We start from the raw sequence: 24,297 nt of genomic DNA on the forward strand, positions 1-24,297 counted from the left end.
CATCGCCGCGGTGGTGTTCGTCCTCTTCGGCGGGCTGAAGCTGTGGGCGCAGGGAGCGGTCGTCGAGCGCGGGCGGGGCGGGTGACGGTGGTCCCGGCCTGGTGGGTGCCACCGCCGCCGGAGAGGGGCTCGCCGTCGGTTCCGGAGTCCCGCCCGTCGGTCTCCACCGCTCCCTGCGCCCACAGCTTCAGCCCGCCGAAGAGGACGAACACCACCGCGGCGATGACGATGTTGACGATCAGGGAGGCCAGGAACAGCGTGACCTCGTTGCCGGGCAGCTTCTCGCGCTCGACGATGCCGTTGACGATCGAGCCGTAGATGCTGATCGGCGAGAAGCCGCCGCCCTGCGCGCCGTGTACGACCATCGCGCCCATCAGCAGCGGGCTGATCCCGTAACGGGCGGCGAAGCTGAGCGCGATCGGCGCGACGATCGCCACGGCGGCGGGGCTCACGGCGCCGATCGCGGTGAGCGCGCCGGTCAGGGCGAACATCACCCAGGGAATGAGGGCCACCCGGCCGCGCACGAGCCGGATGGAGGCGTGCACCAGCCAGTCGGTGGTGCCGTTGGAGCGGGCGATGGCGAACAGATACGTGACGCCGACGAGGACGACGAACAGATCGCCGGGGAAGCCGGCGAAGATGCCGTCCGCGTCGAGGTCGGCGACGAGCGTGCCGACTGCGAAGGCGGCGGCGAAGGCGAGCGCGCCCATGTTGATCGAGCGGGTCGTCGCGATGACGAACACCACGACGAGGACGAGGATCGAGATGAGTTCGGGGGACATACGGGCTCCCGTCTTTGGGTCCCGGAGCGGTTGCGGGCGGGGTCCACACGGTCCGATTGGCAAAGTGGCTGAGCCAATTCAGGGTGATGGCTGGAAAGCGTGGGCGCGCGGGCCGGTGACGTCAAGGGGTCGCGCAAGAATTGGCTCAGCCACTTGACCACTGAACCGGCCCGACCGCGCACCCGCCCGGTGTTACGCTCCGGACGAGAAGGGGGACCCCGTGACCGACGCCCTGCGCCCCATGGCCAAGCAGCGCCTCTACGAGCAGGTGCTCGACCGGCTGCGTACCTACGTCGCCGAGGGCGGCCTGGGCGCCGGGGACCGCCTCCCCACCGAGCGCGACCTGGCCCAGCGGCTGGGCGTGAGCCGGGCCTCGGTGAAGCAGGCGATCGTGGTCCTGGAGGTGCAGGGCCTGGTCGAGGTGCGGCACGGGGGCGGCATGTATCTCGTCCGGGACAGCCTCGATCTGGAGCCCGTGGAGCGGATGGTCGAGCGCCGCCGGCGCCTCCCGGACGTCCTGGAGGCCCGCGAGGCCCTGGAGACGAAACTCGCCGAACTCGCCGCCGAGCGCCGCACGGACGAGGACCTCGCGGCGATGCGGTCGGCCCTCGCGCACATGGCGAAGGAGATCGGGGACGACGGCCACGGAGTGGAGGGCGACCGCCTCTTCCACGCCGCCGTCACCGCCGCCGCGCACAGCAGCATCCTCGCCGAGTTCATGCGCTCCATCGCCGACCAGATCGCCGAGAGCCGCACCGAGTCCCTGCGCCAGCCCCACCGCCCCGCCCGCTCCCTCGCCCAGCACCAGGCCATCCTCGACGCCATCGCCGCCGCCCGCCCCGCCCAGGCCGCGGCCGCGATGCGCCGCCATGTCCGTACGGTCGCGAAGGTGCGGCTGCTGGACTGGGAGCCGGACGGAGAACGCTGACCGCAGGTTCCACGGTGCCCGGTGCTCTCACACTCGGTCACGCGATTCCCCTCATCTCCTTGGCGTGGGCACGTAAAGGAAATCAGGCTTTTACACCGCCGCAGGTGTGGCGTCACGGCGCCTGGTGAGGCTAGGTACCGACAAAAGGTCCTCCCCCCACATCCGAACAGGATTGGACCCACATACATGCACACCGAACTGAGGCGCACACCCGCGCCCCGGAACACTCCGGCCTGCCCGCCGACCGACGGGCCGCCACAAGGCCACGTCCTCGCGGTCGGCACCCCCGGCCCCCGACGCGAACGGCTCACCCGCACCCTCGAATCCACGGGCTACGCGGTCACCCACGCCGCCCCGGGCGAAGTGGGCCGCAGCGTCCAGCAGACCCCGCCCGACGCGATCGTCGCCCTCGACGGCCAAGGCGGCGTCGAACAGGCCGTGGCGGTCGTCCAGGAGATACGCACCGCACCCCAGGGCCACGTCCTGCCCCTCGTCATGGTCACCGCCGACCGCGAACCCGCCGGTGTCGCCCGCCTGTTGCGCAGCGGCGCCGACGACTGCCTGCCCGAGGCCGCCGACCCCGTCGAGCTGTCGGCCCGGATCGCCGCCAAGCTGCACCGGGTCCCGGTCCCCGTCGACCGGCTGGCCCGCGACCCGCGCACCGGCCTGTACTCCGCACCCCACTTCCGCGACGAACTCGACCGCGAACTGCGCCGCCCCGGAAGCCGTCCCGGACGCCGCGACGGTGTCCTCGCGGTGGTCGCCGTGGCTGAGGCGGACACGCTGGAGGAACGGTTCGGGGCGCGGGTGCGCAGCGAGGTCGCCGAACGCCTCGCCGGTGTCGCCGAGCGGCTCGGCGACGGCAGCGGCCGGCTCGGCCGGGACGAGGAGGGGCGGCTGCTCGTCCTCATGCCGGGCGTCGACGAGGAGACGGCGCGCCAGGCGTTGCGGGAGTTCGCCACGACCGTCGCCGGCACCCGTTTCGTCGTCGCCGACGAGAACGTACGGCTGACCCCGGCCGTCGGCTGGCTCCCCCTCACGGAAACCGACGGCCTGCGGGCCGACCGGGTCCTCGGGCAGGCCGCCGACGCCGTCGCCGAGGCGCTGCGCCACCGCGACCTGCGGCCCGTCCGCTACGAGCCGTGGATGCGGGCCGCCGCGCCGCGCCGCCGCGCCAGGAAGGTCGTACGCCCCCTCCTGCTCGCCCTCTCCCCGCTGCTCGCGCTGCTGATCGGCGTGGGCGTGCCGTTCGCGCTGTACGAGCAGGCGTACGCGCTCGGCTGGGACATCGCCTCGGCGGTGTACTGGGTCGTGGTGGCCGGACTGGTCCTGTCCGCCTCGCTGATCCTCCTCGAATGCCTCTTCTCGCTCGACGCGCCCACCCGGCCCGCGGCGCCCGCGCAGCCGTATCCGCCCGCGAGCGCCGTGATCGCCGCCTACCTGCCGAACGAGGCCGCGACGATCGTCGACACGGTCGAGTCCTTCCTGCGCCTCGACTACCCGAACGACCTGGAGATCGTTCTCGCCTACAACACCCCGCACCCTCTCCCCGTGGAGGACACCCTGCGCGCGATCGCCCGCCGCGACCGGCGGTTCGTGCTGCTCCAGGTGCCCGGGAGCACCTCCAAGGCGCAGAACATCAACGCCGCCGTCACCCGCGTGCGCGGCGAGTTCGTCGGCATCTTCGACGCCGATCACCACCCCGCGCCGGACGCCTTCCGCCACGCCTGGGACTGGCTGTCCCACGGCTACGACGTGGTCCAGGGACACTGCGTGATCCGCAACGGCGACAGCTCCTGGGTGGCCCGGCAGGTGGCCGCCGAGTTCGAGGCGATCTACGCCGTCAGCCACCCGGGCCGCACCCGTCTGTACGGCTTCGGCATCTTCGGCGGCTCCAACGGCTTCTGGCGCACCGACATGCTGGCCCGTATCCGGATGCACGGTTCGATGCTGACGGAGGACATCGACTCGACGCTACGCGCGTTGCGGGAAGGCGCGCGCATCGCCACCGACCGCACGCTGATCTCGCGGGAGCTGGCGCCCACCCGGCTCAAACCCCTGTGGAACCAGCGCTCACGCTGGGCGCAGGGCTGGCTTCAGGTGTCCCTGCGCCACCTCTGGCAGGCACTGCGCCACCCGAAATTCACGCCCCGTCAGAAAACGGGACTCGTCGTCCTGCTGGGCTGGCGCGAGATCCAGCCCTGGCTCTCCCTCCAGATCCTCCCGATCCTCCTCCACTCGGCTCTGCGGGCCGGAGGAGCGGACCGCATCGACTGGGCCACCCCCGCCTGCCTGCTCGCCTTCGCGTTCACGCTCTCGGCGGGCCTCGTGCAGACGGCGTTCGCGGGCCGCCTTGCCCTGCCCGAACTACGCCGCAGGCGCGGCTGGTTCTGGCGCCACGCCCTGATCTCCACCGTCTTCTACACCCACTTCAAGAACATCGTGGCGCGGCAGTCCCACCTCAAGGAGCTGCTGGGAGACCGGCGTTGGCGGGTCACGCCCCGCGCGGCGGCCACGGCGGCGAAGGCGGTGAACGGCCAGTGACGAGCACCCTCACCCCGCAGCCGCCGAAGCCCTCCCGTGGCTCCCGCAGCGTCGAACTCCAGGGCTTCCGGGGCCTGGCCGCCCTCAGCACGGTCGTCTTCCACGTCTGGCAGCAGTACTACGTGTACGACGCCCAGGGCGCCCGTGCGCCGGTCGACAACCCCTACCTCGGGGCACTGATCTCCCTGGAGGTCATCGACCTGTTCTTCGTCATGTCGGCGTACCTGCTGACGCTCTCCTACGCCCGCGCCGCGATCGACGGCGACGACCGTACCCGCCCGGGCCGGGACTTCCTCTTCCGCCGCGCCACGAGGATCCTCCCGCTCTACTTCCTCGCCGTCCTCCTCGTCTGGTCCCTGCGCAACCCGTCCCTCCCCGGCGACTGGCGGGACCTGCTGGAGCACCTCACCTTCACGCACGTCTTCGACCAGAAGCGCATCTTCTACACCCTGGGCCCGACCTGGTCGCTCTCCCTGGAGATCGCGTTCTACCTCACCCTGGTCGCCGTGGGCCCCCTGGCGATCCGTGCCTGCCGCCGCCTGAGCACCCGCCGAGCCCGTGTCGCCCTGTGCGCGTCGGGCTGCGCGGCGCTCTACCTGGCCCCGGTCGCCTGGATCGCCGTCGCCCACCACGCCCTCGGCGTCCCGCACACCGACTGGCCCGTGTACTTCGGCCCCCAGGCCCGCCTCGGCGGCTTCGCGGCGGGGATGCTGCTGGCGGTGCTCCTGGTGGCGCTGGGCGAGCGGGGCCGGGTCGGCGCGCGCCCGGCGACGGCGATGGCGGTGACCGCGGCAGCCGGCCTGTACGCCCTCTCGTACTACTCCGAAGCGGAAAACCCCTGGCACACCTACTACCACCCGCTGGCCGCGCTCCTCTGGTTCGCCCTGCTCTACGGCACGCTCCACGTCCGCACGACGGCCCGCCCCCGCTGGCACGCCGTGTTGCGCTCGGGATGGCTGACGGGCGTGGGCCTGGTCAGCTACAGCCTGTACATCTGGCACGAGCCGCTGATGCTGCTCCTCTACGACACCGGCGCCCTGCCCCGCTCCCGGGCGGGCTTCCCGCTGGCAGCGGTGTTCGTGCTCGCGGCCGGGGTCCTGGTGGCGACGGTGAGCTACTGGGCGGTGGAGTATCCGGGGAGCCTGCTGGCCGCACTGCGGGACAAGAAGGGGCGTCCCCGGGAGTTCTACCCGGAGCCGAAGCCGCGGCGGGAGGCTGAGCCCGCGGTGCGGTGACCCGGCCGGGCCCCTGATACGCCGCTGCCCGCCCCCGGGGCAGGGCGGCGGCGTCAGGGTGACCCGGCGGCGCCGGGGAGGCTGGATGGGCCGCGACATACCGTCGTCCGTCTGCGGCGCAGTCGTGGCTGGTCGCGCAGTTCCCCGCGCAACTGGGCGGCGCGCCGAACCGCTTGGGGCGTGGCTTCACGGTGCCAGGACGCGGCCGGCGGCGACGGCTGTTGCCATGGTGCCGCCGATGACGACCGCCCCGGCGGCGACGACCGGGATGCGGCTGCTCCAGGTGCGCAGCGCGGGTGAGGCCGAGGCTCGCGCGACGAACGCGTCCCGGCCGCGCAGGACCGCGAGGCCGACGCCGGTCAGGGTCAGTGCCATGCCGGCTCCGAACGCCGCCACCATCGCGACCGCCGTGCCGACCCGGCCGGTCAGGAGCCCGCTGAGCAGCACGAGGAACGCGGACGGGGAGGGGAGCAGCCCGCCGGATGTGCCCAGCAGCACGATGCCACGCCAGGTGAGCAGGGACTGGGACGTCGGGATGTGGTGACTGTGGCCGTGGTGACCGTGGTCGTGGTCATGCCCGTGCTGGTGGGCATGGGAAGGCCCATGGCCGTGACCGTGCTTGCGGTTGCTCAGGTGCCGTCGGAGCAGACCTAGGCCGACCGCGGCCACGACCAGGGCCGCGATCAACTGCAGCCAGTTGGTGACCGCTGCGACGTCCGGTGCGTTCTTGGCGGCGAGCCACCAACTCACCGCGAGCACGGCGACCGACGCGGTGTGCATGACGGCCACGATGGCGCCGAGCCACACCGCGTCCCGCGCCCTGCCCTGGCCCCCCACGAGGTACCCGGCGGCAAGGGACTTGCCGTGCCCGGGGGCCAGGGCGTGGAAGGCACCCGCGGCTGCCGCGACGAGAAGCGCCAGGGGCAGCACGAGGCCGTGATCCATCAGGGCCGCGAGGTCTGTGGTCCACACGGTGGCCGGCCCCGTGGATGCGGTCGTGGGGGAGCCGCCCGCGCCGAAGTCGAGGGTGCGGGCGGGGCTGCTCGCGGTGTGCAGACCGCCGCCGCCCTTCGGGGTCACGGAGATCGTGCGGTAGGCCGAGTTGACGTCGGTCAGCGCCGTGATCGTCACGGTGACCGTGTCCACGGGTTCGGGGCAGTTGTAGTGGATCAGGGCGCCCTTGCTCGCGATCCGCAGGGTGTCCACCGTGCCCGGTCCGCATCCGCGCCCCTTCTGCCGCACGGTGATGTGTGAGCCGAGGTAGGCCGCCTCGTCGCCCTTGGCAGCCTTGCGCAGGACGTCGAGGTCGTCCTGCTGGGCCGACCAGATGATCTTCAGGGCGCGGCCCTCGGCCTTGACCCGGGCGACCGGAGGTGTGCCGAAGGGGTGGGCCTGGACCGGGCCCGCGGCGCCGAGCAGCACCAGTGCGGCGGTCAGACCGATCAGTGCGAGTCGGGCGGCGCGCATACGGATGGTGGTGCGCAGGGTGTGCATGGTGGTGGTCCCCTCGGGGGGTGGGGCGCCGCGAGGTGCCTGCCCTGGCTGGGCAGGCACCTCACGGCCGGTTGTCAGTGGCCGTAGCCGCGCAGGTGGCGTGCGGCCAGGGCGTGGAGCGTGCCGTCGTCGGTGAGGGCGAAGACCCAGTCACCGCTGACGGAGAGCGCCGAGGTCACACCGGCGCCGAGGTTGTACTCGGTCAGTCGCCTGCCGGTGGCGCGGTCCAGGACGATCAGACGGCCGTCCCGGGTGCCCGCGTACACCAGTTCCTCGGTGACCAGGGCGTGCATCGTCGGCGATCCGGGGCCCTCGGTGCACCCCTGGGCGACCCGCCACTCGATGTCCATCGGGCTCCTGCCGGGCAGGTAGCCGACCTTGGTCTCCCAGAGCGGCTTGGACGGGTCGGCCGCGCTGGTGTCGTACGCGCGGACGACGCCGTCGCGGCCGGCGACGTAGGCGATGTCGCCCCGGACGGCGGCGCTGGTGAGCGGCGCGCGGCCGGACTCGCAGATCCAGGGGTCGTTCGCCGCGGACTTCCACCGGACGTCACCGGTCGTCAGGTCGTGCCCGCGGACACCGCTCTGGGTCACGGTCACCAACTGCGGGGCCCCGCTTGCCGGATCGGTGAGGACCGGGGAGGAGTGGCTGTCGATGCCGCCCTCGGTGCTCTTCGCCCACAGCCGGCTGCAGGTCGCGAGGTTCATCGCGACGACCGTGCTGCTGGAGTCCGTTTGCAGGTAGGCGACGTCGGATCCGGCCTGTCGGACCGCCGTGCTGTGGAACTGGCCCCAGTTCGTGGCGCCGTTGAAGCCGCCGAGCAGGTCTCCGCTCCTGGCGTCGCGGCACTGGATCTTGTTCCAGTTCTGGTAGACGGCGACCGTGCGGGCCGTGTCGTCCGTGGCCTTCAGGTCGAAGACGCTGACCGGACCGCCGGCCCGGCCGTACCGGCGCACGGTGTCGCCCTGCTTGTGCTCGTCCTCGATCGTCTGCCAGACGACACGGCCGTCCTTGGCGTCGAGCGCGTAGATCCGGCCGACGGCGGTCGTCAGATAGACCTTGCCGTCGTGGTACGTCGGCGCCGACTCGGCGTCGCCGTCCAGATAGGTACGCCATATCTCGCGGCCGGACTTGATGTCGTAGGCCAGCATCATGTGGTTCGGCGAGTCGAAGGCCCTGGAGGAGACGATCACCTTGCCGTCCGCCACGACCGACCCGTTGAGGTTGAACTGCTCGCCGGTGCCCGCCGCCCACTTCAGGTCGAGCTCGGTGCCCGGGTTGTCGGTGCTTGCGGAGCGCCCTGCCTCGTCGCGGCCCTGACGCAGCCAGTCCTGGCCGGTCTTCGGGGCGGCCAGCCGGTCTCCGGGCACCACCGTGAAGGTGTTGGTGATGGCGGGCCACGACCTGCCGCGGGTGTCGACCGCGGTCATCCTGGCCGTGTAGGTGCCCGAGCGCAGGTCGGGGAGGCGGTCGCTGACCCGGGTCCACGAGATCCGGGCCTTGGGGCAGGGCTCGGGGGCGCCGCCGGGAGGTGTGTAGCAGTTCTCGATCCCGGTCCTGCGGACTCCGGTACCGAACTTCATCCGCGTCTCTTGCCACGCGATGCGGCCACGCGCGTCGCGGATGGTCAGCGAGGCCGTGGCGGGGGTGCGCCCGGCGTCCTCGGCGTACAGCTGGATCGGGATCCGGGCGCTGCTGCCGTGCACACTGCCCTGGGCCGGGCTGACCAGCGCGACGGCATTGCTGACGTCGAACTGGCGGTGGGTGCCCTGGACGTAGCCGGTGTCCTCGTTGCGGCTGGTCCTCGGGTTGTCGTAAATGCCCTTGAAGTCGAGGACCTTGTAGTCGGGGTGCGAGCCGTCGATGCCGTACTTGCCCTGGTTGTTGACCTCGACCGAGCGGGTGAAGGCGCCCCGGCGGTACTCGGCCTGCTGGTTGTGGCCCGCGGCGAACATCCGCACGTCGTACTTCGACAGCTCGTCGATGGTCGGCTGCATGCCGGCCCCGGGACCCCACTGGGTGAACAGCGAACGGTGCGCGAAGACGAGCACCTGCTTGCCCACCGCGTGCCGCCTGAGGTCCTCGCGCAGCCACTCCAGCTGCGGCTTCAGACCGCTGGAGTCGTAGTTGTCCTCAAGGACGACGATGTGCCGGCCGTTGCGGTCGAAGCTGTACCACTCCGGCCCCAGGTTCCGGCGGTAGTACTCCATGCTGCCCGCGTAGCCCGTGGAGGTGGCGGTGCCGCCGAAGTCGTGGTTGCCCATCACCGGATAGAAGGGCATGCCGAGCTTGCCGTCGGTCAGGCCCTTGCGCAGGAGGTCGAAGCCACCCTGCCGGCGGGGCTCCGCGGCGTAGTCGGTGACCGTGAGGTCGCCGGTCGTGATCGTCATCGAGGCACCGTCGAGCCGGGACATCGCCGCGACCTGTCCGGTCCACTCCGGGAGCGTGTCACGCGCGGCGTTGTCCGAGGTGTTGGACACCTCGCCGTCGGAATCCATGATCCACTTTTCGGTGGGGTTCGCGGCGTTCCGGTCCGGCACGAGGGCGAAGTCGATGCCGGTGCTCGGGCCGCCCTCGGGCACCTTGTGGAAGAACTGCGGGACGAAGTCCGCGCGCAGCGCCGGGGTGTAGCCGTTCGGGGAGACGACGCTGACGAGGTCGGTCTCCCGGCGTTTCGGGTCGCTCTGCAGGGTGTACGAGCCGTCCGGACCGGTCTCGGCCCAGCCGGCGCCGTCCGTGACGTCGACCCCGGCCATCGGCGCCTCGCCCGTATCGCGCCGGCCGTTGCCGTTGCGGTCCTTGAAGACCGTGCCCGAGACGGTGACGGTGTCCGCCGCGGCCTCCTCGCCGAGCGGCGCCGCCGAGGCCATCGGGGGAGCCAGACAGGACAGCGCCACCGCGCCGACGGCGGCCAGCTCGAACCGCCGGCGGTCGGCGCGCACGCGGGCCGGTAGCAGGGCGAGGGGGAGCCGCCCGGTGCGGATCAGCCACACCGTGAACAGCAGCGCGGCGGCCACCGCGCTGCCGAGCGCCACCTGTGCCCACGGGAAGGCGGGCAGCGCGTGAGCGCCGGACGCGTCCACGAGCGGGGTCCGCGCGTCGGCGTCGACCGTGGTGCCGTCGAACTCGACGATGACCTGGGTCAGCCCGCCCTGCTGCAGCATCGCGCTCAGGTCGAGTCGGTCGACGTGGCAGCTCCACGCGAGCTCGACCACCACACCGCCGGGGACGCCGCCCGTGTCACCGGCGACGCCGGAACCGGTGGCCGGGCACGCCGCGCTCAGCAGGTGCGACGCCCAGGCGCCCGCCTGCTGAGCCGACACCACGTCACGGTGGACGATCAGCCGCCCACTGGTGACGTCATCCTTGGTCGCAACGACAAGTTCGCCATGCTGCGGTGACACGTGCGCCGCAGCCGGCTGTGCACACAAGCACATGAGGAAGTAGAGCAGAGCCAGGCCTAGACCTGCTGCTCTTCGTAGAATCGCCATGTGCAGGGAAAGTAGCTTGACCAGACAAGTTACCGGTGCGGTACGTCAACCTATTCACCGAACGGTCGGCCGGACTTAACGCGGTCCGGCCTCCCCCTCCACCACATCCGCCACCACACAACTGACGTTGTCCGGCCCGCCCGCCTCGTTCGCCGCGGCGACCAGGGCGTGGACGGCGGTGTCGGGGGCCTGGGCCGTGGTGAGGAGGTGGCGGATGCGGGCGTCGGGGACGACCGTGGAGAGGCCGTCGGAGCAGAGCAGATAGCGGTCGCCGGGCTCGGCGTCCCGCAGGCGGAGGTCCGCGGTCGCGGGCGGGGTCGGCGGGAGGGCCTTCAGGAGCATGGCGCGTTGGGGGTGGGTCGTCGCCTCCTCCGGCGTCAGCCGGCCCTCGTCGATCAGCGACTGGACCACCGTGTGGTCGTCGGTGACGCGGAACAGGGCGCCGTCGCGCAGCAGATAGGCGCGGGAGTCGCCGATGTGGACCAGGGCGAGCCGGGAGCCCGTCCACAGCAGTGCCGTCAGGGTCGTACCGTCCCCTTCGTCGGCGTCCGTCGCGTCGCGGACCGCCTCCGCGGCGCCCCGCACCGCCTCCTCCAGCAGGTTCAGCACGTCGCCCGCCGGGAGTTCGGCCGTGTCCAGGAAGCGCAGCGCCTCCACCGCCGCGCTGCTCGCGTGCGCGCCCGCGGGGCCGCAGCCGTCGGCGACCGCGAGCAGTCGGGGGCCCGCGTAGGCAGTGTCCTGGTTGGCGGGGCGCACCCGGCCCCGGTCCGAGTGGGCGAAGTAGCGAAGCTCCAGCATGGTGGTGTCCTTCCTCGGTTCTGCGAGCAGTTGTCCGACGAGGAACCCGGCGAGATCCCGCCGCGCGGCCGTCTCCGCCTCCACCTGCGCCCAGTAGGCGCGGATCTCACGGGCGGCGTCGGCCGGACGCAGCGCGCACACCTGACGGATCCGGGCCAGCGGCATCCCCAGCCGCCGCAGCCACGCCACCAGCCTGGCCCGCTCCAACTGTGCGACGGCGTAGTACCGGTAGCCGGTGTCCGGGTCGACCCGGCCGGGCCTCAGCAGGTCCAGCTCGTCGTACAGCCGCAGCGCCTTCGGCGACAGCCGGCAGGCCTTGGCGAAAGCCCCGATCGTCAGCATGTCCTCGTGCATCCATTCCCTCCGGTTCCTCGCACCGATGCTGTGGCTTCACCAAAGGTGAAGGTCAAGCGGCTTGTTCCGGTTCCGCGAGCGCTTGTTACCCTGCGTGCCGCACACCTGTCCGACCCGGAGGAGCCCGGCGTGCCCCGCATCGCACTCGTCACCTGCCGTCCCGCCCCCGAGATCAGCGTCGACCGCGACCTCCCCGTGCTGGCGCGGGCACTGACGCAGGCCGGGGCCGAGGCCGACATCGTGTACTGGGACGATGCGACGGCCGATTGGGGCGGCTACGACCTCGCCGTGATCCGCTCCACCTGGGACTACAGCTGGCGTGCGGCGGAGTTCCTGGCGTGGGCGCAGCGGTGCGGGAAGGCGACCCGGCTCGCGAACCCGGCGGGGGTCGTGCGGTGGAACGCGGACAAGCGGTATCTCGGCGAGCTCGCCGAGGCCGGGGTGCCCGTCGTGCCCACCCGGTACTTCGCGCCCGGTGACGCCCCCGATCTCCCGGACGACCACGAGTACGTGGTCAAGCCCACCTCCGGCGCGGGCGCCCGCTTCGCCGCCCGCTACTCGCCCGACGAGCACGACACGGCCGTACGGCAGCTCGCGCGGATGCACGCGGAGGGGTTCACCGCGATGGTGCAGCCTTACATCACGAGCATCGACGTCAGCGGGGAACGGGCGCTGCAGTTCTACGGCGGCCGCCTCCTGCACGCCAGCCGCAAGGGAGCCGTCCTCACCCCGGGCACGCCCTACGACGAGCGCAAGGTCGCCCACCCCGGCCTGGAGCCCTGGACCCCGACCCCGGCCGAACTCGCCGTCGCCGAACGCGCCCTGGCCGCCGTACCGGAGACCGAGGAGCTGCTCTACGCGCGCGTGGACCTCGTCGACGGTGCGGACGGGCAGCCGCAGGTCATGGAGCTGGAGCTGGTCGAGCCGAACCTGTTCCTGTCGCTGCACACGGCGTCCGTCCCGCGTGTGGTCGAGGCGATCCTCAACTCGGCTCGCCCCTGACCGCCACCCGCTGCAACAACCCCCAGGTGAACTCGGCGACCGCCTCCCGCCGTACGCCCTGCTCGTCCGGCGCGGTGAACGCCAGCCCCCACCGTGTCGGAGCCGTGCCCTCCAGCGGCCGGGCGGGCGCGAAGGCGCGGGCGGCCTCGTCGACCGTGCAGGACCAGGGGGTCAGGTCGGCGAGGGTGTGGAGGGCGGGGCCCTTCGCTCCCGGGGCGCGGACCAGCCACTCGTTCCACACCGCGCCGTTCGGGGCGAGCAGCACCTCGAAGCGCAGGGCGGGCCAGAGCGGGACCGGCCACAGCCAGGCCTCGCACTCCAGGTCGCCGACCTTGCGGGTGAGGACCGACTCGGGCGCGCCCAGCACCGAGCGGTACCGGGAGGCGGCCGCACGCGCCCTCGGTGAGCGGAGCATCGCCTGCCACCGCTTGTTCGCCTCGCGCATCTCGGCGAGGGAGACGCCCAGTTCACGGCGGGCGTCCTCCACCAGGTCCGGATTGTGGTCGGCCATCCGGCGCAGCAGCACCAGCTGGAAGTCGCGGGCGGTGAAGGGGCTAGCGGGGTGCTTTGCGGAGGGCATGCGCTCCATCGTCGCCGATCGGGCGGCGGCCGTCGGGGAGAAAGAGGACCGAGTTGACGTACCGCGGGCCACGGAAGGGCAGGACTCGGCGCAGCAGGCCCTGGGTGACGACGTGCGAGGTCGCTTCCTGGTGGGTCTCGAGAGGGAAGCGGCTCAGGGGCACCCAGTCGCGCCCTGGCAGGACCCAGCCGTCGTAGCCGAGCAGGGAGAGATACGTCAGCACCGGGGTGATCGGCTGGATGCGGGACTCCAGCTCGATGAACAGGGCGGGCCGGTCGCGGGCCAGGATGCCGGTCGCGCCGCGCAGCACCGCCAGCTCGCTGCCGTCCACGTCGACCTTGACGAACCCGACGTCCTTCAGGCCGAGTTCGTCGAGCGTGACACAGCTGACCGGCAGCGCCGTGGCATGGATGTCCCGGCGGACCAGGGAGGACACACCCCGGTCGCCCGCGTCGTGCGGCGGCAGCCAGAGCCGGGACGTGCCGGGGCGCTCGGCCGCCGCGGCCTGCACGACCCGGACGTTGGGCGGGGCCGTCGCGGCGAGGAGCCGCGCGAGGTGCGGGACCGGTTCCACGGTCACCACCCGGCGGGCCCGCCGCGACAGCCGCCGCGTCCACGGGCCGTACCACCCGCCGACGTCCACGGCCGTCCCGCACCCGGCGGGACACAGCTCCGCAAGGCGGGCCAGCTCCGGCTCGAAGCGCGGGTACACCGCCCGGGCGACGGCGGCGACCAGGCGGGTGGGCAACAGCGGGGCGATACTCGCGGCCAGGGTCATCGGGCCTTCCGTTTCATGGAGCCATCTGTTTGAGGAGTTCCTCGTGCTCGTCGTCGCAGACCTGCTCCCCGGAGGCCGGCAGCAGCTGCGGGATGCCGTCCACGATCGGGTAACGGCGGCGCAGCCGCGGGTTGTACAGCGCCTCGGACGCGTCCTTGGGCACGACGAGGTGCAGCGGCCCCTTGTCGAGCGGGCAGGCCAGGATCTGCAGCAGGGGGTCGTCGGGTTTCATGGTGGGGTCAACTCCTTGGCACCCATGGGGGGTTGTTGCGGAGACGGTGCGGGCTGCGGGTCGTGCCGGGGCATCGACATCAGTACGGTGAGCGCGAGCGCCGTACCCGCCAGCCGCAGCGCCAGCCGCAGCGGGTCCTCGGGCAGCGCCTCGCCGAACGACAGCGTGCCGAGTACGGCCGTGTACACGCAGGTCACCGTCGTGCACACCGGCACGATCAGCGAGGCCCGGCAGCGCTGCAGCGCCGCCTGCGACATGACCAGCCCGAACGCGCCGGTGAAGAGCAGGAGATACGGGTACGGGGAGCGCAGCAGGTCCAGCAGGGCGCTGCCCCATCCGCTCGTCGTCAGATGGCTCGACACCCCCTTGATCGCGAGCGAGCTGACCCCGTACAGCAGCCCCACCGCCACCCCGTACTCGACGCCGGTCGTCGGCAGCCGGTGCCGGTGCCGGGCCCTGCGCTCGGCGGAGCCGTACAGCCACACACCCGCCGCCAGCGACGGCACGCACACCAGCAGGATCAGCGGGTACGGTGCGGCCCGGCCGACCGTTTCCCCTCCACCCGGCCCGTCCCGCAGCGACAGCACCACCATCAGGAGCGCGGCGAGGATCGCGCCGAGCGCGTACCGCTCCCGCCCGCTGGTCTCCTCGCCCAGCAGCCGCGCGGACAGCAGCACGAGCAGGACGAGCCCGGAGACGAAGATGCCCTGCGCGGCGGCGATCGGCAGGGTGCGGTAGACGACGAGCTGGGCGGCGAACCCGGCGGCGAGGGCCACGGAACCCCCGATCCACAGCGGGCTGCCGAGCACCAGCCGCAGCAGCCGCGCGGGCCGGCGGATCGTCACCTCCGGGAGGGCGGTGAGCGCCCGTTTCTCCAGGACGAAACCGAGGCTGTACAGGGTGTTCGCCAACAGGGCCGCGGCCACTCCCCACCACATGGTCCACGCCCCCTAGGTCCGCCGAGCGTGCAGGAGCAGGATCGACGCGAGCGACGGCCTGGCGCAGGCCAGCCGGTCCAGCGGGCGCAGCGGACGCGGCACGCCGTGGAAGGGCGCGCCCGCCAGCCGTACGACCTCGAAGCCGGACGCGGCCACGAACTCCCGCAGCGCACGCGCGGTGTAGAGCCGCAGATGCCCCACGACCTCCCGCCCCGGACGCCCGTGGATCGCCCGCAGGCTGACCTCCGAGAACACCGGCTGCACCCCGGCCAGCAGCAGGGCGCGGTTGTACCAGGCGGCCAGGTTCGGGGTGGAGAGCATGAGATGGCCGCCGGGGCGCAGTACGCGCCGGATCTCGTCCAGGGCGGCGTCCGGGTCGACGAGGTGCTCGATCACCTCGCTGAACAGCACGGCGTCGGCGGACCCGGCGCGCAACGGCAGCCCGCCGTCGGTGAGTTCACCGCGGACCGCGTACGGGATCCGGGTGCGGGCCCGGCGCAGGGCGTCCTGGGACCAGTCGATGCCGATGACGCGGTGGCCGGTCAGATAGGGGGCGGCGGTGGCGGCCGCGGTGCCGTCGCCGCAGCCGATGTCGATGATCGTGCGGGTATGTCCTGCGCTCCCCGGCCCCAGGGCCGCGGCGAGCATGCGGGCCTGGCGGCGGCTGCGGGGGGTGCCGGAGGCGACGGGGACCGCGGGGTTCTCGTAGAAGTCGCGGAGGTCCTTGGGGGGTGGGGCGGTCGTCGTCACGGGGTCACCTCCGTGGTGTGCAGGTGGTGCTCGAACAGGTCCCGCAGATGGGCGCCGTCGCCATGGCTGAGCAGGGTCCGCGACCAGCGCAGGGCGAGATGGAGGCGGCCTGCGGTGGAGGCGGTGGTGACGGTCAGACCGCGCGGCATCCTGGCGGGCGCCGAGAACCACACGGCGTGCGCGCGGCCCGCCTCCGCGCCGAAGTCCAGGGCGTACGGGATACGGCCGATGTTGCTGAGCAGGGTCGTCGAGGTCCAGGGCGAGGCGGCTCTGCGCAGGCCGCGGGTGAGGGCGGCGCGCCAGGCGACGGGGGCGATCGGGGCGGTCAGGAGGGCCGCTCCGTGGCCGAGCTGGGGCCGGGGGAGGGACTTCAGGGCACGGGTGCGGGTGGCCGTGCGGTGCAGCAGGGCCGGCATGTCGGCGGGGGCGTGCGCGGCCAACTCCTCGGGAGTGAAGGGGACTTCGACCAGCCGGGTGCCGTTGCCGATGGGCATGGTGGCGTCCCGGGGGCGGTCGTCGACGGGCATGGTGATGCGCAGCGGGCGGGGCCGGGCGCCGTGCTCCTTGTTCCAGTGGGCGATGGTCAGGGCCGTGGTGACCATGAGCTGGTCGTTCACCGTGTAGGGCGAGCCCTTGGGGCGGTGCGGCAGGGGGAGTTCGGTGACGAGCAGGCCGTTGCCGGGGGAAGGCTCGGGGGTGCCGGGCGCCACCCGCGCGGGGGGTGACCAGTTGGACGGGGTCTCCTCGGGCGGCGGTGGGGCGTCCTGCGTGCGGACCGGCGCGGCGGCGGGGGAGTTGTCCCGGCCGCCGTAGAGCTCGGCGGCGGTGGCGAGGATGCGGAGGCAGGCGGGGCCGTCGAGGGCGGTGTGGTTGATGGTGAGGAACAGGACGGTGCCGTGCGGCCCGCCCGGCCGGGGAGCGGTCGGGCGCGAACCGCGGCGCCCCGCACCGGTCCCACCGACGGCGTCCGTCGCCTCGCTGCCCTCGACCGGCCCGCCTCCCTCCACCACCTCCAGCCTGATCGGCGGCGACAGGGACAACGGCGGCGCCTGCGTGAGCGCCCGGGTCCGGGCGTCCCGCAACGCGTCCCGCCCCGCCGCCGCGAAGCTCACCACCTCCACGTCCGGCTCCGCCGTCAGCTCCCACTCGTACCGGCGCCGGTACCACCGCCCCGGCGCCTCCCGCATCAGAATCCGGGGATGCCGGCGCAGCGCCTCGACGAAGGCCGCACGCAGGCGCCCCTCGTCCAGCCGCCCCGGCAGATGGACCTCGATATGGACGGTCTCCGGTTCCTCCTCCTGAAGACAGTGCCGGGCGACCTCGTCCACGACGGGGAACGGGACCCGTGTCGGCGGCCGCAGTGGGCCTTCGGCGCGGGCGGGGTGTTGGAGTGCGGTCATGGGGTGTCGCCCTTCCGGAAGCCGTCCTTCCTGCGGGCGCCGGGATCCGGTGCGTCCTGCGGCGCCGGCAGATGGACTTCGATGCGGCGCGTCTCCGGTTCCTCCTCCTGAAGACAGTGCCGGGCGACCTCGTCCACGACGGGGAACGGGACCCGTGCCGGCGGCCGCAGTGGGCCTTCGGCGCGGGCGGGGTGTTGGAGTGCGGTCATGGGGTGTCGCCCTTCCGGAAGTCGTCCTTCCTGCGGGCGCCGGGATCCGGTGCGTCCTGCGGCGCCGGCAGATGGACTTCGATGCGGCGCGTCTCCGGTTCCTCCTCCTGAAGACAGTGCCGGGCGACCTCGTCCACGACGGGGAAGGGGACCCGTGCCGGCGGCCGCAGTGGGCCTTCGGCGCGGGCGGGGTGTTGGAGTGCGGTCATGGGGTGTCGCCCTTCCGGAAGTCGTCCTTCCTGCCGGGGGCGGGGCCGGGGTCCGGTGCGTCCTGCGGGTCGGTCGCCCGTAGGCGTGGCTTGCGGGGTGCGATACGTGCGGTCGGTGGGTCGGGATCCGGTGCGCCGGGGCCGCGTGCGGAGACGGTCGGCCCGGACGCGGACCGTGAGGCGGCCGGACCAGGTTCCGGCTCGGACGCGGACCGTGAGGCGGCCGAACCAGGTTCCGGATCGGTCCCCAGCGGGCTTTGGCCCCGCACCCGCTGCGGCAGCGGCTGCGTCGGTGCCTGCGGAGCCGCGCCCGGAACAGCGCCCCCGGCGACCGAAGCCGCTCCGACCGCCTGCTCCCGCACGCCCACCACACCCGCGAACAACCCGACCAGCGCCAGCACTTGGGCCGTGTGCCCGAACGCCCCGTCCCCGGCGCCCACCGGCTCCCCGGCCCCGACCGCCGCGGCGACGCCCGCCCCGGTGAGGGCGACGAACGCGATCGGCACCAGCAGGGTGTGCCTGCGCCACGCCACCACCGCCAGCGCCGGCACCAGCAGCGCGAACCATCCGGCGACGAACACGCCCACCACCGTCACGGCCACCGTGCCGAGCCACAGCCCCGGCAGCGGCGCGGCGGCCTGCGGCTCGTCGGGGTTCGGCGTGCGCCGGCGCCACAGCACCAGCCCGGCCAGCAGCGCGACGGCGACCGCGCCGCCGATCAGCCCGGCCTCGTACGTCACCGCCGGCTCGTACGACAGCTCGACCGTGCCGCCGGTGCCCGCCGGGATCCGCCAGCCCTGCTGCCAGCCGTCCAGCCGGACCGGCGTCAGCTCCTTGCCGTTCAGCTTGGCGTGCCAGCCGTCGTTGAAGTTCTCGTACATCGTCAGGTAGCTCGCCGCGCCGGTGCCGACGGCCACCGTGCGGCGGTCGCCGAGCCAGTCCCGTATCGCGAGGTCGCGTCCCGTGGTCGTGGCCTCGGCGACCGTGCCACGGGTCAGCGTCACGCCGGTCAGCGCGAGCGGCCCGGCGTCCCCGGCCTCCACCCGGTGTTCCCCGGACGGCAGCCGCAACTCGGCGTCGTCCCGCCCCTGTTGACAGAGCGTCACATCCACCTGGCGCCGCTGCACCAGATCGCTCACGGTCCCGCGCACACTCGTCCGGTACAGCTCCCCGTCCACCGAGACGACCGGCCCCTTGCCGCACGGCAGCGAGAACGGCCGGGAGTCCCTCGGCTGCGGGGTCCGGTACTGGTCGAGGGCCGGGATGTAGGCCTCCGTCAGGCCGACCGGGAGTTGCAGGTCCTCGTCCACCACCGGGTTGTAGAGGGTCAGCGGGGCCGTCTCGGTGATGGTGATGTCCAGACGGTCGGTGGTGATCGGCGGGAAGCGGACGTTGCCGTTCTCGTCCACGCCCGCGATGGCCGCGCCGTCCGGGGAGCTGATGTGCACCTCGGTGGGACGGGTCGCGAGCCCACCGGCCGGCGCCAGCACGATCTCCCCGACCGCCTGCTTGCCGGGCCAGCGCAGATGGATCGTCGGCCGGTCGCCCGCGATCCACGCCGTGGTGAGGTCGCCGTCGGTGAGGTTGCGCGGCGACAGCCCCGCTCCCAGCCGCGCCGTGGAGTCGGCGGTCGCGACGATCCGGTTGGCCTGCTCCGGCGCCACCTCGTACAGCAGCTCGTCCAGCTCCTCGCCCGCGACCGGCACCGCACTCGCCCGCATTTCGTACGCCCCCGCGGTGGAGGTGGTGAAGCGCCGGTGCAGGCCGGCCTCCGTGCCGGTCGCCGACAGGCCGGTCGGGTCGGCCGTACGGGACAGCGAGACGATCTCGGCGGCGGCGCCGGAGTCGACGGCGTCCGTCGGCAGCCGGAGCAGCCGGGTGACCTGCACGTCCGGCAGCGCGATCTCGGAGAAGCCCGCCCCGGTCAGACCGGCCTGCCGGGCCACGGAGTCCGTGATCGTCAGCCGCATCCAACTCGTCGCGCCCGCAGGCGCCTTGATGCTCTGGGCCGTACCGTCCGGCCGCAGGAAGCTGCTCACCGCCCCCTTCTGCGTCTCCACCCGCACCCGCGTCGGCGCCGCCCGCACCGCCTCCTGCGGCAACGGCGTCACCTTGAACGACGACGGCATGTCGTACGACCCGCCCGCGAAGGCGATCCGCAGCCACTCACCGACCGGCGAGCCCTCCGAACCCTCGGTCCACGCCGTGTCCGGGTTGCCGTCGAAGGCGTTCACCGGGTCGAACTGCGGCAGATGGAAGAGCCAGCTGCCGTACGAGGACGCCGTCACCGACCGCGCCCCGCGCAGCTCGGCCACCGTCTGGCGGCCGAGGCCGGTCGTGGGCAGGATCTGGTGCGGCTTCTCGCCCGCGTCCTGGGCGGCGTCCGGCGCGTTGCGCTCGCCGCGGGTGTACGTGTACGACGTGTTGGCGTTGACGAGCCCGAACCGCGTGTCCGCGCGCCGCAGCCCGTCGCCGGTCACCTGCACCTGCGGCGAGCCGAGCCCGGGGTGGTTGTCGCCGGTCAGCACGCTTGCCCGGCCCCGCAGTTCGGAGGCCAGCGGCAGCAGCGCCTCCGGACCGCCGGAGACAACGGCGGTGTCGGCGACCGGCTGGAGCCCGGCCTGGTGAGGACGCGGCACGTCCTCCGAGGCCGGCTGGTAGATCTCCACCGCCCGCTGCCGTGGATAGAGCCCCTCCACCTGGAGCGGGGTGCCCTCGGCGATCCGTCCGCCGGTCATCACCGGCCCGATGCCGGTGACCCGCCGGTACCCGGACTGCTCCAGGGTCCGCTTCACCGTCGTGGTCGGGACGGCGCCGATCTGGTCGGGGTCGAGGTCGTTTCGGACGACGACGTAGTACACACCCGCCCGGCTCAGGTAGTCCGCGAGCCCCGGCACCTCGCCCCCGCTCATCAGCGCCTGCTCGACGGCGTCCATCGCGCGCCGGTTGCCGGGCGTGCCGAAGGGGACGTAGTCGCGCTGGGCCCAGCGCGAGTCGGCGAGGACGTCGAGGGGCTGGTCGATGGTCGAGCCCCAGGTGTAGATGCCGTGCGCGGTCGCCGGGACGACGAGGGCGCGGGCGTCGGGGGAGTACTTCTCCATCCAGTCGGCCGTGGACTGCCAGTACTTGGGGATCTCCTTGAAGGAACCCGGGCTGAGGATCGAGCCGTTGAGATACGGCCACAGCAGTCCCGGCAGCACCAGCACGGCCGCGATCAGCGCGACGAACCGCCGCCCCGGCACCGGCCGCGCCCCGCGCGCCTCGGCCGCCACGCCCACCAGATGGGCGAGGCCCAGCACCAGCGCCAGGGCGAGCCCCGTCTGGAACTTGTAGATGTTCCGGAAGGGGACCAGGCCGCCGTTCAGCCAGTCCCGCACGACCCCGTGGAAGGGGGCGCCGAACGCCCCGCCGTACCCGGCGAGCAGAATCAGCGCCACCGTCACCACGGTCAGCACCAGCCACCGCCGCTCCGGCATGTCCCGCCGGGCCAGCCCCGCGAGCCCCAGCCCGGCGGCGAGCGCCGAACAGACGATCACGACGACGGACGCGGCGACGGTCCATCCGGCCGGCAGCCAGGCGTCGCCGAAGTGCAGATAGGCGACCCAGTTCCCGGCGCCGCGCAGGGCCTCCGTCGCCGACATGGTCTCGGTGGTGGTCTGCGAACTCTCCACGTAGGGAAGGAAGTTCTCCCCGTACGTGCCGAGCAGCAGCAGCGGGACCACCCACCAGGCGGTCGCCAGGATCACCCCCGGCACCCACCACCCGATCAGCTTGCGCTGCCGCGGCCCGGGCGGCCGGGACAGCAGATACAGCCCGACGGGCAGCAGCGAGGCCAGCGTCGAGGCCGCGTTGACACCGCCCATGAAGGGGATGACCAGCGCCGAGCGCAGCGCGGCGACCCGGGCGGTGTACCGCTCGTCGGTCAACGGCAGCAGCACCCACGGAAGGAACGCCCCCGGCAGCGCGGCGGCCGACGTGGACCCGACGACGATCGTGAAGACCGGCCACAGCGCATAGGCGACCGCCGCCACCAGCCGCGACCCGCCACTGCCCACCCGAAGCCGCTCGGCCAGCCGCAGCGCACCCCAGAAGGCGACCGACACGATCAGCGACAGCCACAACCGCTCCGCCAGCCATACCGGCAGCCGTACGACGTCGGCCAGCCAGTAGAACGGCAGCATCGGCCACAGATAGCCCGCGTACTGGTCCTGGATCCCGCCGAAACCGCCCTCGTCGTGCCACAGCTGCCCGAGGTCGGCCAGGAACTGCCCCGGATCGACGGTCACACCCAGCTTGGTGTCGAAGGTCTGCCGCCCCGGCTGCACCGCCAGGAACAGCACGAACACCACGGCCCAGAACCCCAGCAGCCAGCGCCGCGAGCGCGGCCCCTCCGGCGGGCCCGAGGCGGGCGCGGAGGTGGGCACGGCCGCCGGGGGAGGAGCCTGGACCGTGGTCGTCGTCATGGTGGACACCGCCTGAGGATGAGGAGGAGGTTCCAGGTGGCGAACTCGCGTATGCCGGGCGCCTTCACGACGGCCTCCGCGAGGAACGGCCAGTAGCGGGAGCGCGCCGAGACGACCGCCACGTCGTCACGGGCACGGACCTGCCGCAAGGTGGTGCCGATGTGCACGGCGAAGAGGTTCTCGCCGAGGGTGTGCTTGGCGGCCCGCCCGGTACGACGCCGGTAGCGGGCGCGGGCCCGCTCGGCGCCGAGGTAGTGCCAGGGGGCCCACTCGTGGCCACCCCAGGGGGACAGCCAGTTGGTGAACGACACATAGATCAGCCCGCCGGGCCGAGTCACCCGCGCCAGCTCACTCAGAAAAGTCTGCGGATCGGCCACATGCTCCAGCACATTGGAGGAGAAGGTGACGTCCGCGACGCCGTCACGCAGGGGCAACAGATACCCGTCGGCGACGACGGCCCCCTCGGGCGGCTTCTCGCCGAGCTCGCGGAGATCCGGCTCGAAGAGGTAGGCGTGAGCACCGCGTACTCGGAACTCCCGGGTGAAATACCCGCCGCCTCCGCCGACGTCCACGACGACCCGCCCGCCGACCGGCCCGTCGTACGCCTCCACTTGATCGACGGCATCACGGGCGAGCAGCGAGTAGCAGAACTCGGGGTCGTCCTGCTCACGCAGGAAGGCACGAAAGAGGGCGAGAGAGCGCCGAAACGAAGGGTCCTTCACGGCTTGGGGCCCGACATCTTGCCCAGAGGGGCGCGGGGCTGTATTCGATTTGCGGCTACCGCCGCGTGGGCGCGACCAGCCACGACCGACCGGCACTCGCGAGACGGCCTTACCCCTACGGCCCACAGGCGCCATGGCCCCTCACCGCCTCACCGGCGACCGCCAGGAACTGCCGAACCGTCCGGTCCCAGCGATATCCCGCCGCCCGGTCCCGCGCCGCCTTGCCCATCAGCTCCCGTCGACGCCCCGACAGAGCGAGCGTGCACCAGGCAGCCGCGAACGACGACTCCCCCTGCGCGAGCACCCCGGTCTCCCCGTCCATGACGGAATCCCGCAGTCCGGGCACATCGAAGGCGACGGTCGGCGTCTGACGGGCCGCGGCCTCGGTGACGACCAGCCCCCACCCCTCGATCGCGGACGGATGGAGCAACAGCCACGCCGCACACAACAGCCGATGCTTCTCCGCCTCGGAAACGTGGCCCGTGAACTCGACGCCGGGCCCGGCGAGCGCCTCCAGCCTTCCGCGCTCGGGCCCGTCCCCGACGATGAGAAGCCGGCCGCCGGTGACGGGCCGCACTCGTTCCCACAACCGCAGCAGCAGATCGATCCGCTTGTACTCGACGAGCCGCCCCACGGCCACGAACAGCGGCTCCGGCGAGCGGTCGTCCAGGGGCCCGGGTTCCTCGACTCCGTTGTGCACGACCCGGATCCGTTCCCGCTCGACACCGATCGCCCGCAGCGCATGCGCGGTCGAGGGGGACACCGCGACGAGCAGGTTCCGCTGCTGCGCACCGGTCAGCGCCCAGTGCTCCAGTCTTCGCCCGAGCCGCGCGGCCGGCGCCAGCGGCCCGCCGAACCGCATCTGCCACAGATCGGTATGCACATGGTTGACCAGGCACAACGTGGGTCCGCGATGCCAGAGGGGGGCGAAGTACGGCATCCCGTTGCAGACCTCGACCAGCAGATCGCAGTCGCCGACCTGACGGGCGAAGGCGGATCTGGCGCGCAGGTAGTGGCCGTAGGAGCCGCCCGCGGAGACGACCCGGTAGTCGCGGTAGGCCGCGGGGCCACCGCACAAGAGGGTGACCTGGTGGCCGAGCCGGGTGAGGCCGTCGGCGAGACGGTCGACCAGCAGCTCGGAGCCGCCGGCGGACCGGTTGCCCAGGTCACGATGGGCGAGAAAAACGATTCGGCGCGGAGGTGGGGGGTGCGCCGGAGGGTGCTGCGATGCCCAGGGGAGAGGGGCATGCAGCGGGGAGAGCAGCTCGGAGCCGCCGGCGGACCGGTTGCCCAGGTCACGATGGGCGAGAAAAACGATTCGGCGCGGAGGTGGGGGGTGCGCCGGAGGGTGCTGCGATGCCCAGGGGAGAGGGGCATGCAGCGGGGAG

19 protein-coding genes are annotated in these 24,297 nt (G+C 72.8%); 4 read left to right on the forward strand and 15 right to left on the reverse strand.

Going from position 1 to position 24,297, the window contains the following annotated elements; genetic code table 11:
- Positions 1 to 782: SLC13 family permease (locus tag EAO75_RS29050; protein ID WP_261989442.1), on the reverse strand; the 782-nt coding region annotated here is incomplete at its 3' end.
- Between the two features lie 220 nt (positions 783 to 1,002).
- Between EAO75_RS29050 and EAO75_RS29055 the strand changes: the two genes are divergently transcribed.
- The 3 genes from EAO75_RS29055 (at position 1,003) to EAO75_RS29065 (ending at position 5,489) form a co-directional block, all read left to right on the forward strand.
- Positions 1,003 to 1,710, forward strand: a complete 708-nt coding sequence (locus tag EAO75_RS29055; protein ID WP_147997939.1) for a FadR/GntR family transcriptional regulator — start codon at positions 1,003 to 1,005, stop codon at positions 1,708 to 1,710.
- A 186-nt stretch (positions 1,711 to 1,896) separates the two neighbouring features.
- A complete protein-coding gene (locus EAO75_RS29060) occupies positions 1,897 to 4,254 on the forward strand; it encodes a glycosyltransferase (protein WP_147997940.1) in 2,358 nt (785 codons plus the stop codon).
- Entirely contained in the window at positions 4,251 to 5,489 is a 1,239-nt protein-coding gene (locus tag EAO75_RS29065; RefSeq protein WP_261989443.1) for an acyltransferase family protein, read from the forward strand. Before EAO75_RS29060 ends, EAO75_RS29065 begins: the two co-directional genes overlap by 4 nt.
- Before the next feature lie 186 nt (positions 5,490 to 5,675).
- Here EAO75_RS29065 and EAO75_RS29070 read toward each other — a convergent pair whose 3' ends face one another.
- From EAO75_RS29070 to EAO75_RS29080, 3 genes are all read right to left on the reverse strand, one after another.
- A complete protein-coding gene (locus EAO75_RS29070; RefSeq protein ID WP_261989444.1) occupies positions 5,676 to 6,983 on the reverse strand; it encodes a nickel/cobalt transporter in 1,308 nt (435 codons plus the stop codon).
- A 74-nt stretch (positions 6,984 to 7,057) separates the two neighbouring features.
- Positions 7,058 to 10,306 carry a PQQ-binding-like beta-propeller repeat protein gene (locus EAO75_RS29075; RefSeq protein WP_261989445.1) on the reverse strand — a complete coding sequence of 1,083 codons (3,249 nt, stop codon included), beginning with the start codon at positions 10,304 to 10,306 and terminating at the stop codon, positions 7,058 to 7,060.
- Between the two features lie 243 nt (positions 10,307 to 10,549).
- Positions 10,550 to 11,626, reverse strand: coding sequence for a MerR family transcriptional regulator (locus EAO75_RS29080; protein ID WP_147997943.1), 1,077 nt, complete (start codon positions 11,624 to 11,626; stop codon positions 10,550 to 10,552).
- A 129-nt stretch (positions 11,627 to 11,755) separates the two neighbouring features.
- Here EAO75_RS29080 and EAO75_RS29085 point away from each other — a divergent pair, with 129 nt between their 5' ends.
- Positions 11,756 to 12,628, forward strand: coding sequence for a RimK family alpha-L-glutamate ligase (locus tag EAO75_RS29085; protein ID WP_147997944.1), 873 nt, complete (start codon positions 11,756 to 11,758; stop codon positions 12,626 to 12,628).
- Here EAO75_RS29085 and EAO75_RS29090 read toward each other — a convergent pair.
- The 11 genes from EAO75_RS29090 to EAO75_RS29140 all read right to left on the reverse strand — a co-directional run bounded on the left by EAO75_RS29090 (position 12,609) and on the right by EAO75_RS29140 (position 24,173).
- On the reverse strand, positions 12,609 to 13,217 hold the full coding sequence (locus EAO75_RS29090) for a hypothetical protein (RefSeq protein WP_147997945.1): 609 nt from the start codon (positions 13,215 to 13,217) through the stop codon (positions 12,609 to 12,611). The genes EAO75_RS29085 and EAO75_RS29090 overlap by 20 nt on opposite strands.
- Positions 13,183 to 13,986, reverse strand: coding sequence for an FkbM family methyltransferase (locus tag EAO75_RS29095; RefSeq protein WP_147997946.1), 804 nt, complete (start codon positions 13,984 to 13,986; stop codon positions 13,183 to 13,185). Before EAO75_RS29095 ends, EAO75_RS29090 begins: the two co-directional genes overlap by 35 nt.
- A 13-nt stretch (positions 13,987 to 13,999) precedes the next feature.
- Positions 14,000 to 14,218 carry a Trm112 family protein gene (locus tag EAO75_RS29100; RefSeq protein WP_147997947.1) on the reverse strand — a complete coding sequence of 73 codons (219 nt, stop codon included), beginning with the start codon at positions 14,216 to 14,218 and terminating at the stop codon, positions 14,000 to 14,002.
- Positions 14,215 to 15,144, reverse strand: coding sequence for a hypothetical protein (locus tag EAO75_RS29105; RefSeq protein WP_147998129.1), 930 nt, complete (start codon positions 15,142 to 15,144; stop codon positions 14,215 to 14,217). Before EAO75_RS29105 ends, EAO75_RS29100 begins: the two co-directional genes overlap by 4 nt.
- Positions 15,145 to 15,168: 24 nt before the next feature.
- The gene (locus tag EAO75_RS29110) at positions 15,169 to 15,906 is read right to left on the reverse strand and encodes a class I SAM-dependent methyltransferase (RefSeq protein ID WP_147997948.1); all 738 of its coding nucleotides are present in this window, start codon (positions 15,904 to 15,906) and stop codon (positions 15,169 to 15,171) included.
- Positions 15,903 to 17,306 carry a condensation protein gene (locus EAO75_RS29115; RefSeq protein ID WP_147997949.1) on the reverse strand — a complete coding sequence of 468 codons (1,404 nt, stop codon included), beginning with the start codon at positions 17,304 to 17,306 and terminating at the stop codon, positions 15,903 to 15,905. Before EAO75_RS29115 ends, EAO75_RS29110 begins: the two co-directional genes overlap by 4 nt.
- Complete coding sequence (locus EAO75_RS29120; RefSeq protein WP_410092482.1) at positions 17,303 to 17,515, reverse strand: hypothetical protein; 213 nt, start codon at positions 17,513 to 17,515, stop codon at positions 17,303 to 17,305. Before EAO75_RS29120 ends, EAO75_RS29115 begins: the two co-directional genes overlap by 4 nt.
- Complete coding sequence (locus EAO75_RS29125; protein WP_147997950.1) at positions 17,512 to 17,724, reverse strand: hypothetical protein; 213 nt, start codon at positions 17,722 to 17,724, stop codon at positions 17,512 to 17,514. The genes EAO75_RS29120 and EAO75_RS29125 overlap by 4 nt, the downstream gene beginning before the upstream one ends.
- Complete coding sequence (locus tag EAO75_RS29130) at positions 17,721 to 22,187, reverse strand: DUF3367 domain-containing protein (protein ID WP_147997951.1); 4,467 nt, start codon at positions 22,185 to 22,187, stop codon at positions 17,721 to 17,723. The genes EAO75_RS29125 and EAO75_RS29130 overlap by 4 nt, the downstream gene beginning before the upstream one ends.
- On the reverse strand, positions 22,184 to 22,909 hold the full coding sequence (locus tag EAO75_RS29135) for a class I SAM-dependent methyltransferase (RefSeq protein WP_147997952.1): 726 nt from the start codon (positions 22,907 to 22,909) through the stop codon (positions 22,184 to 22,186). Before EAO75_RS29135 ends, EAO75_RS29130 begins: the two co-directional genes overlap by 4 nt.
- Before the next feature lie 115 nt (positions 22,910 to 23,024).
- The gene (locus EAO75_RS29140; RefSeq protein ID WP_147998130.1) at positions 23,025 to 24,173 is read right to left on the reverse strand and encodes a glycosyltransferase family 4 protein; all 1,149 of its coding nucleotides are present in this window, start codon (positions 24,171 to 24,173) and stop codon (positions 23,025 to 23,027) included.
- Between the last annotated feature and the right edge of the window lie 124 nt (positions 24,174 to 24,297).

The sequence above is a fragment of the Streptomyces sp. UW30 genome, assembly GCF_008042075.1.
In the GTDB taxonomy this organism is placed as follows: domain Bacteria; phylum Actinomycetota; class Actinomycetes; order Streptomycetales; family Streptomycetaceae; genus Streptomyces.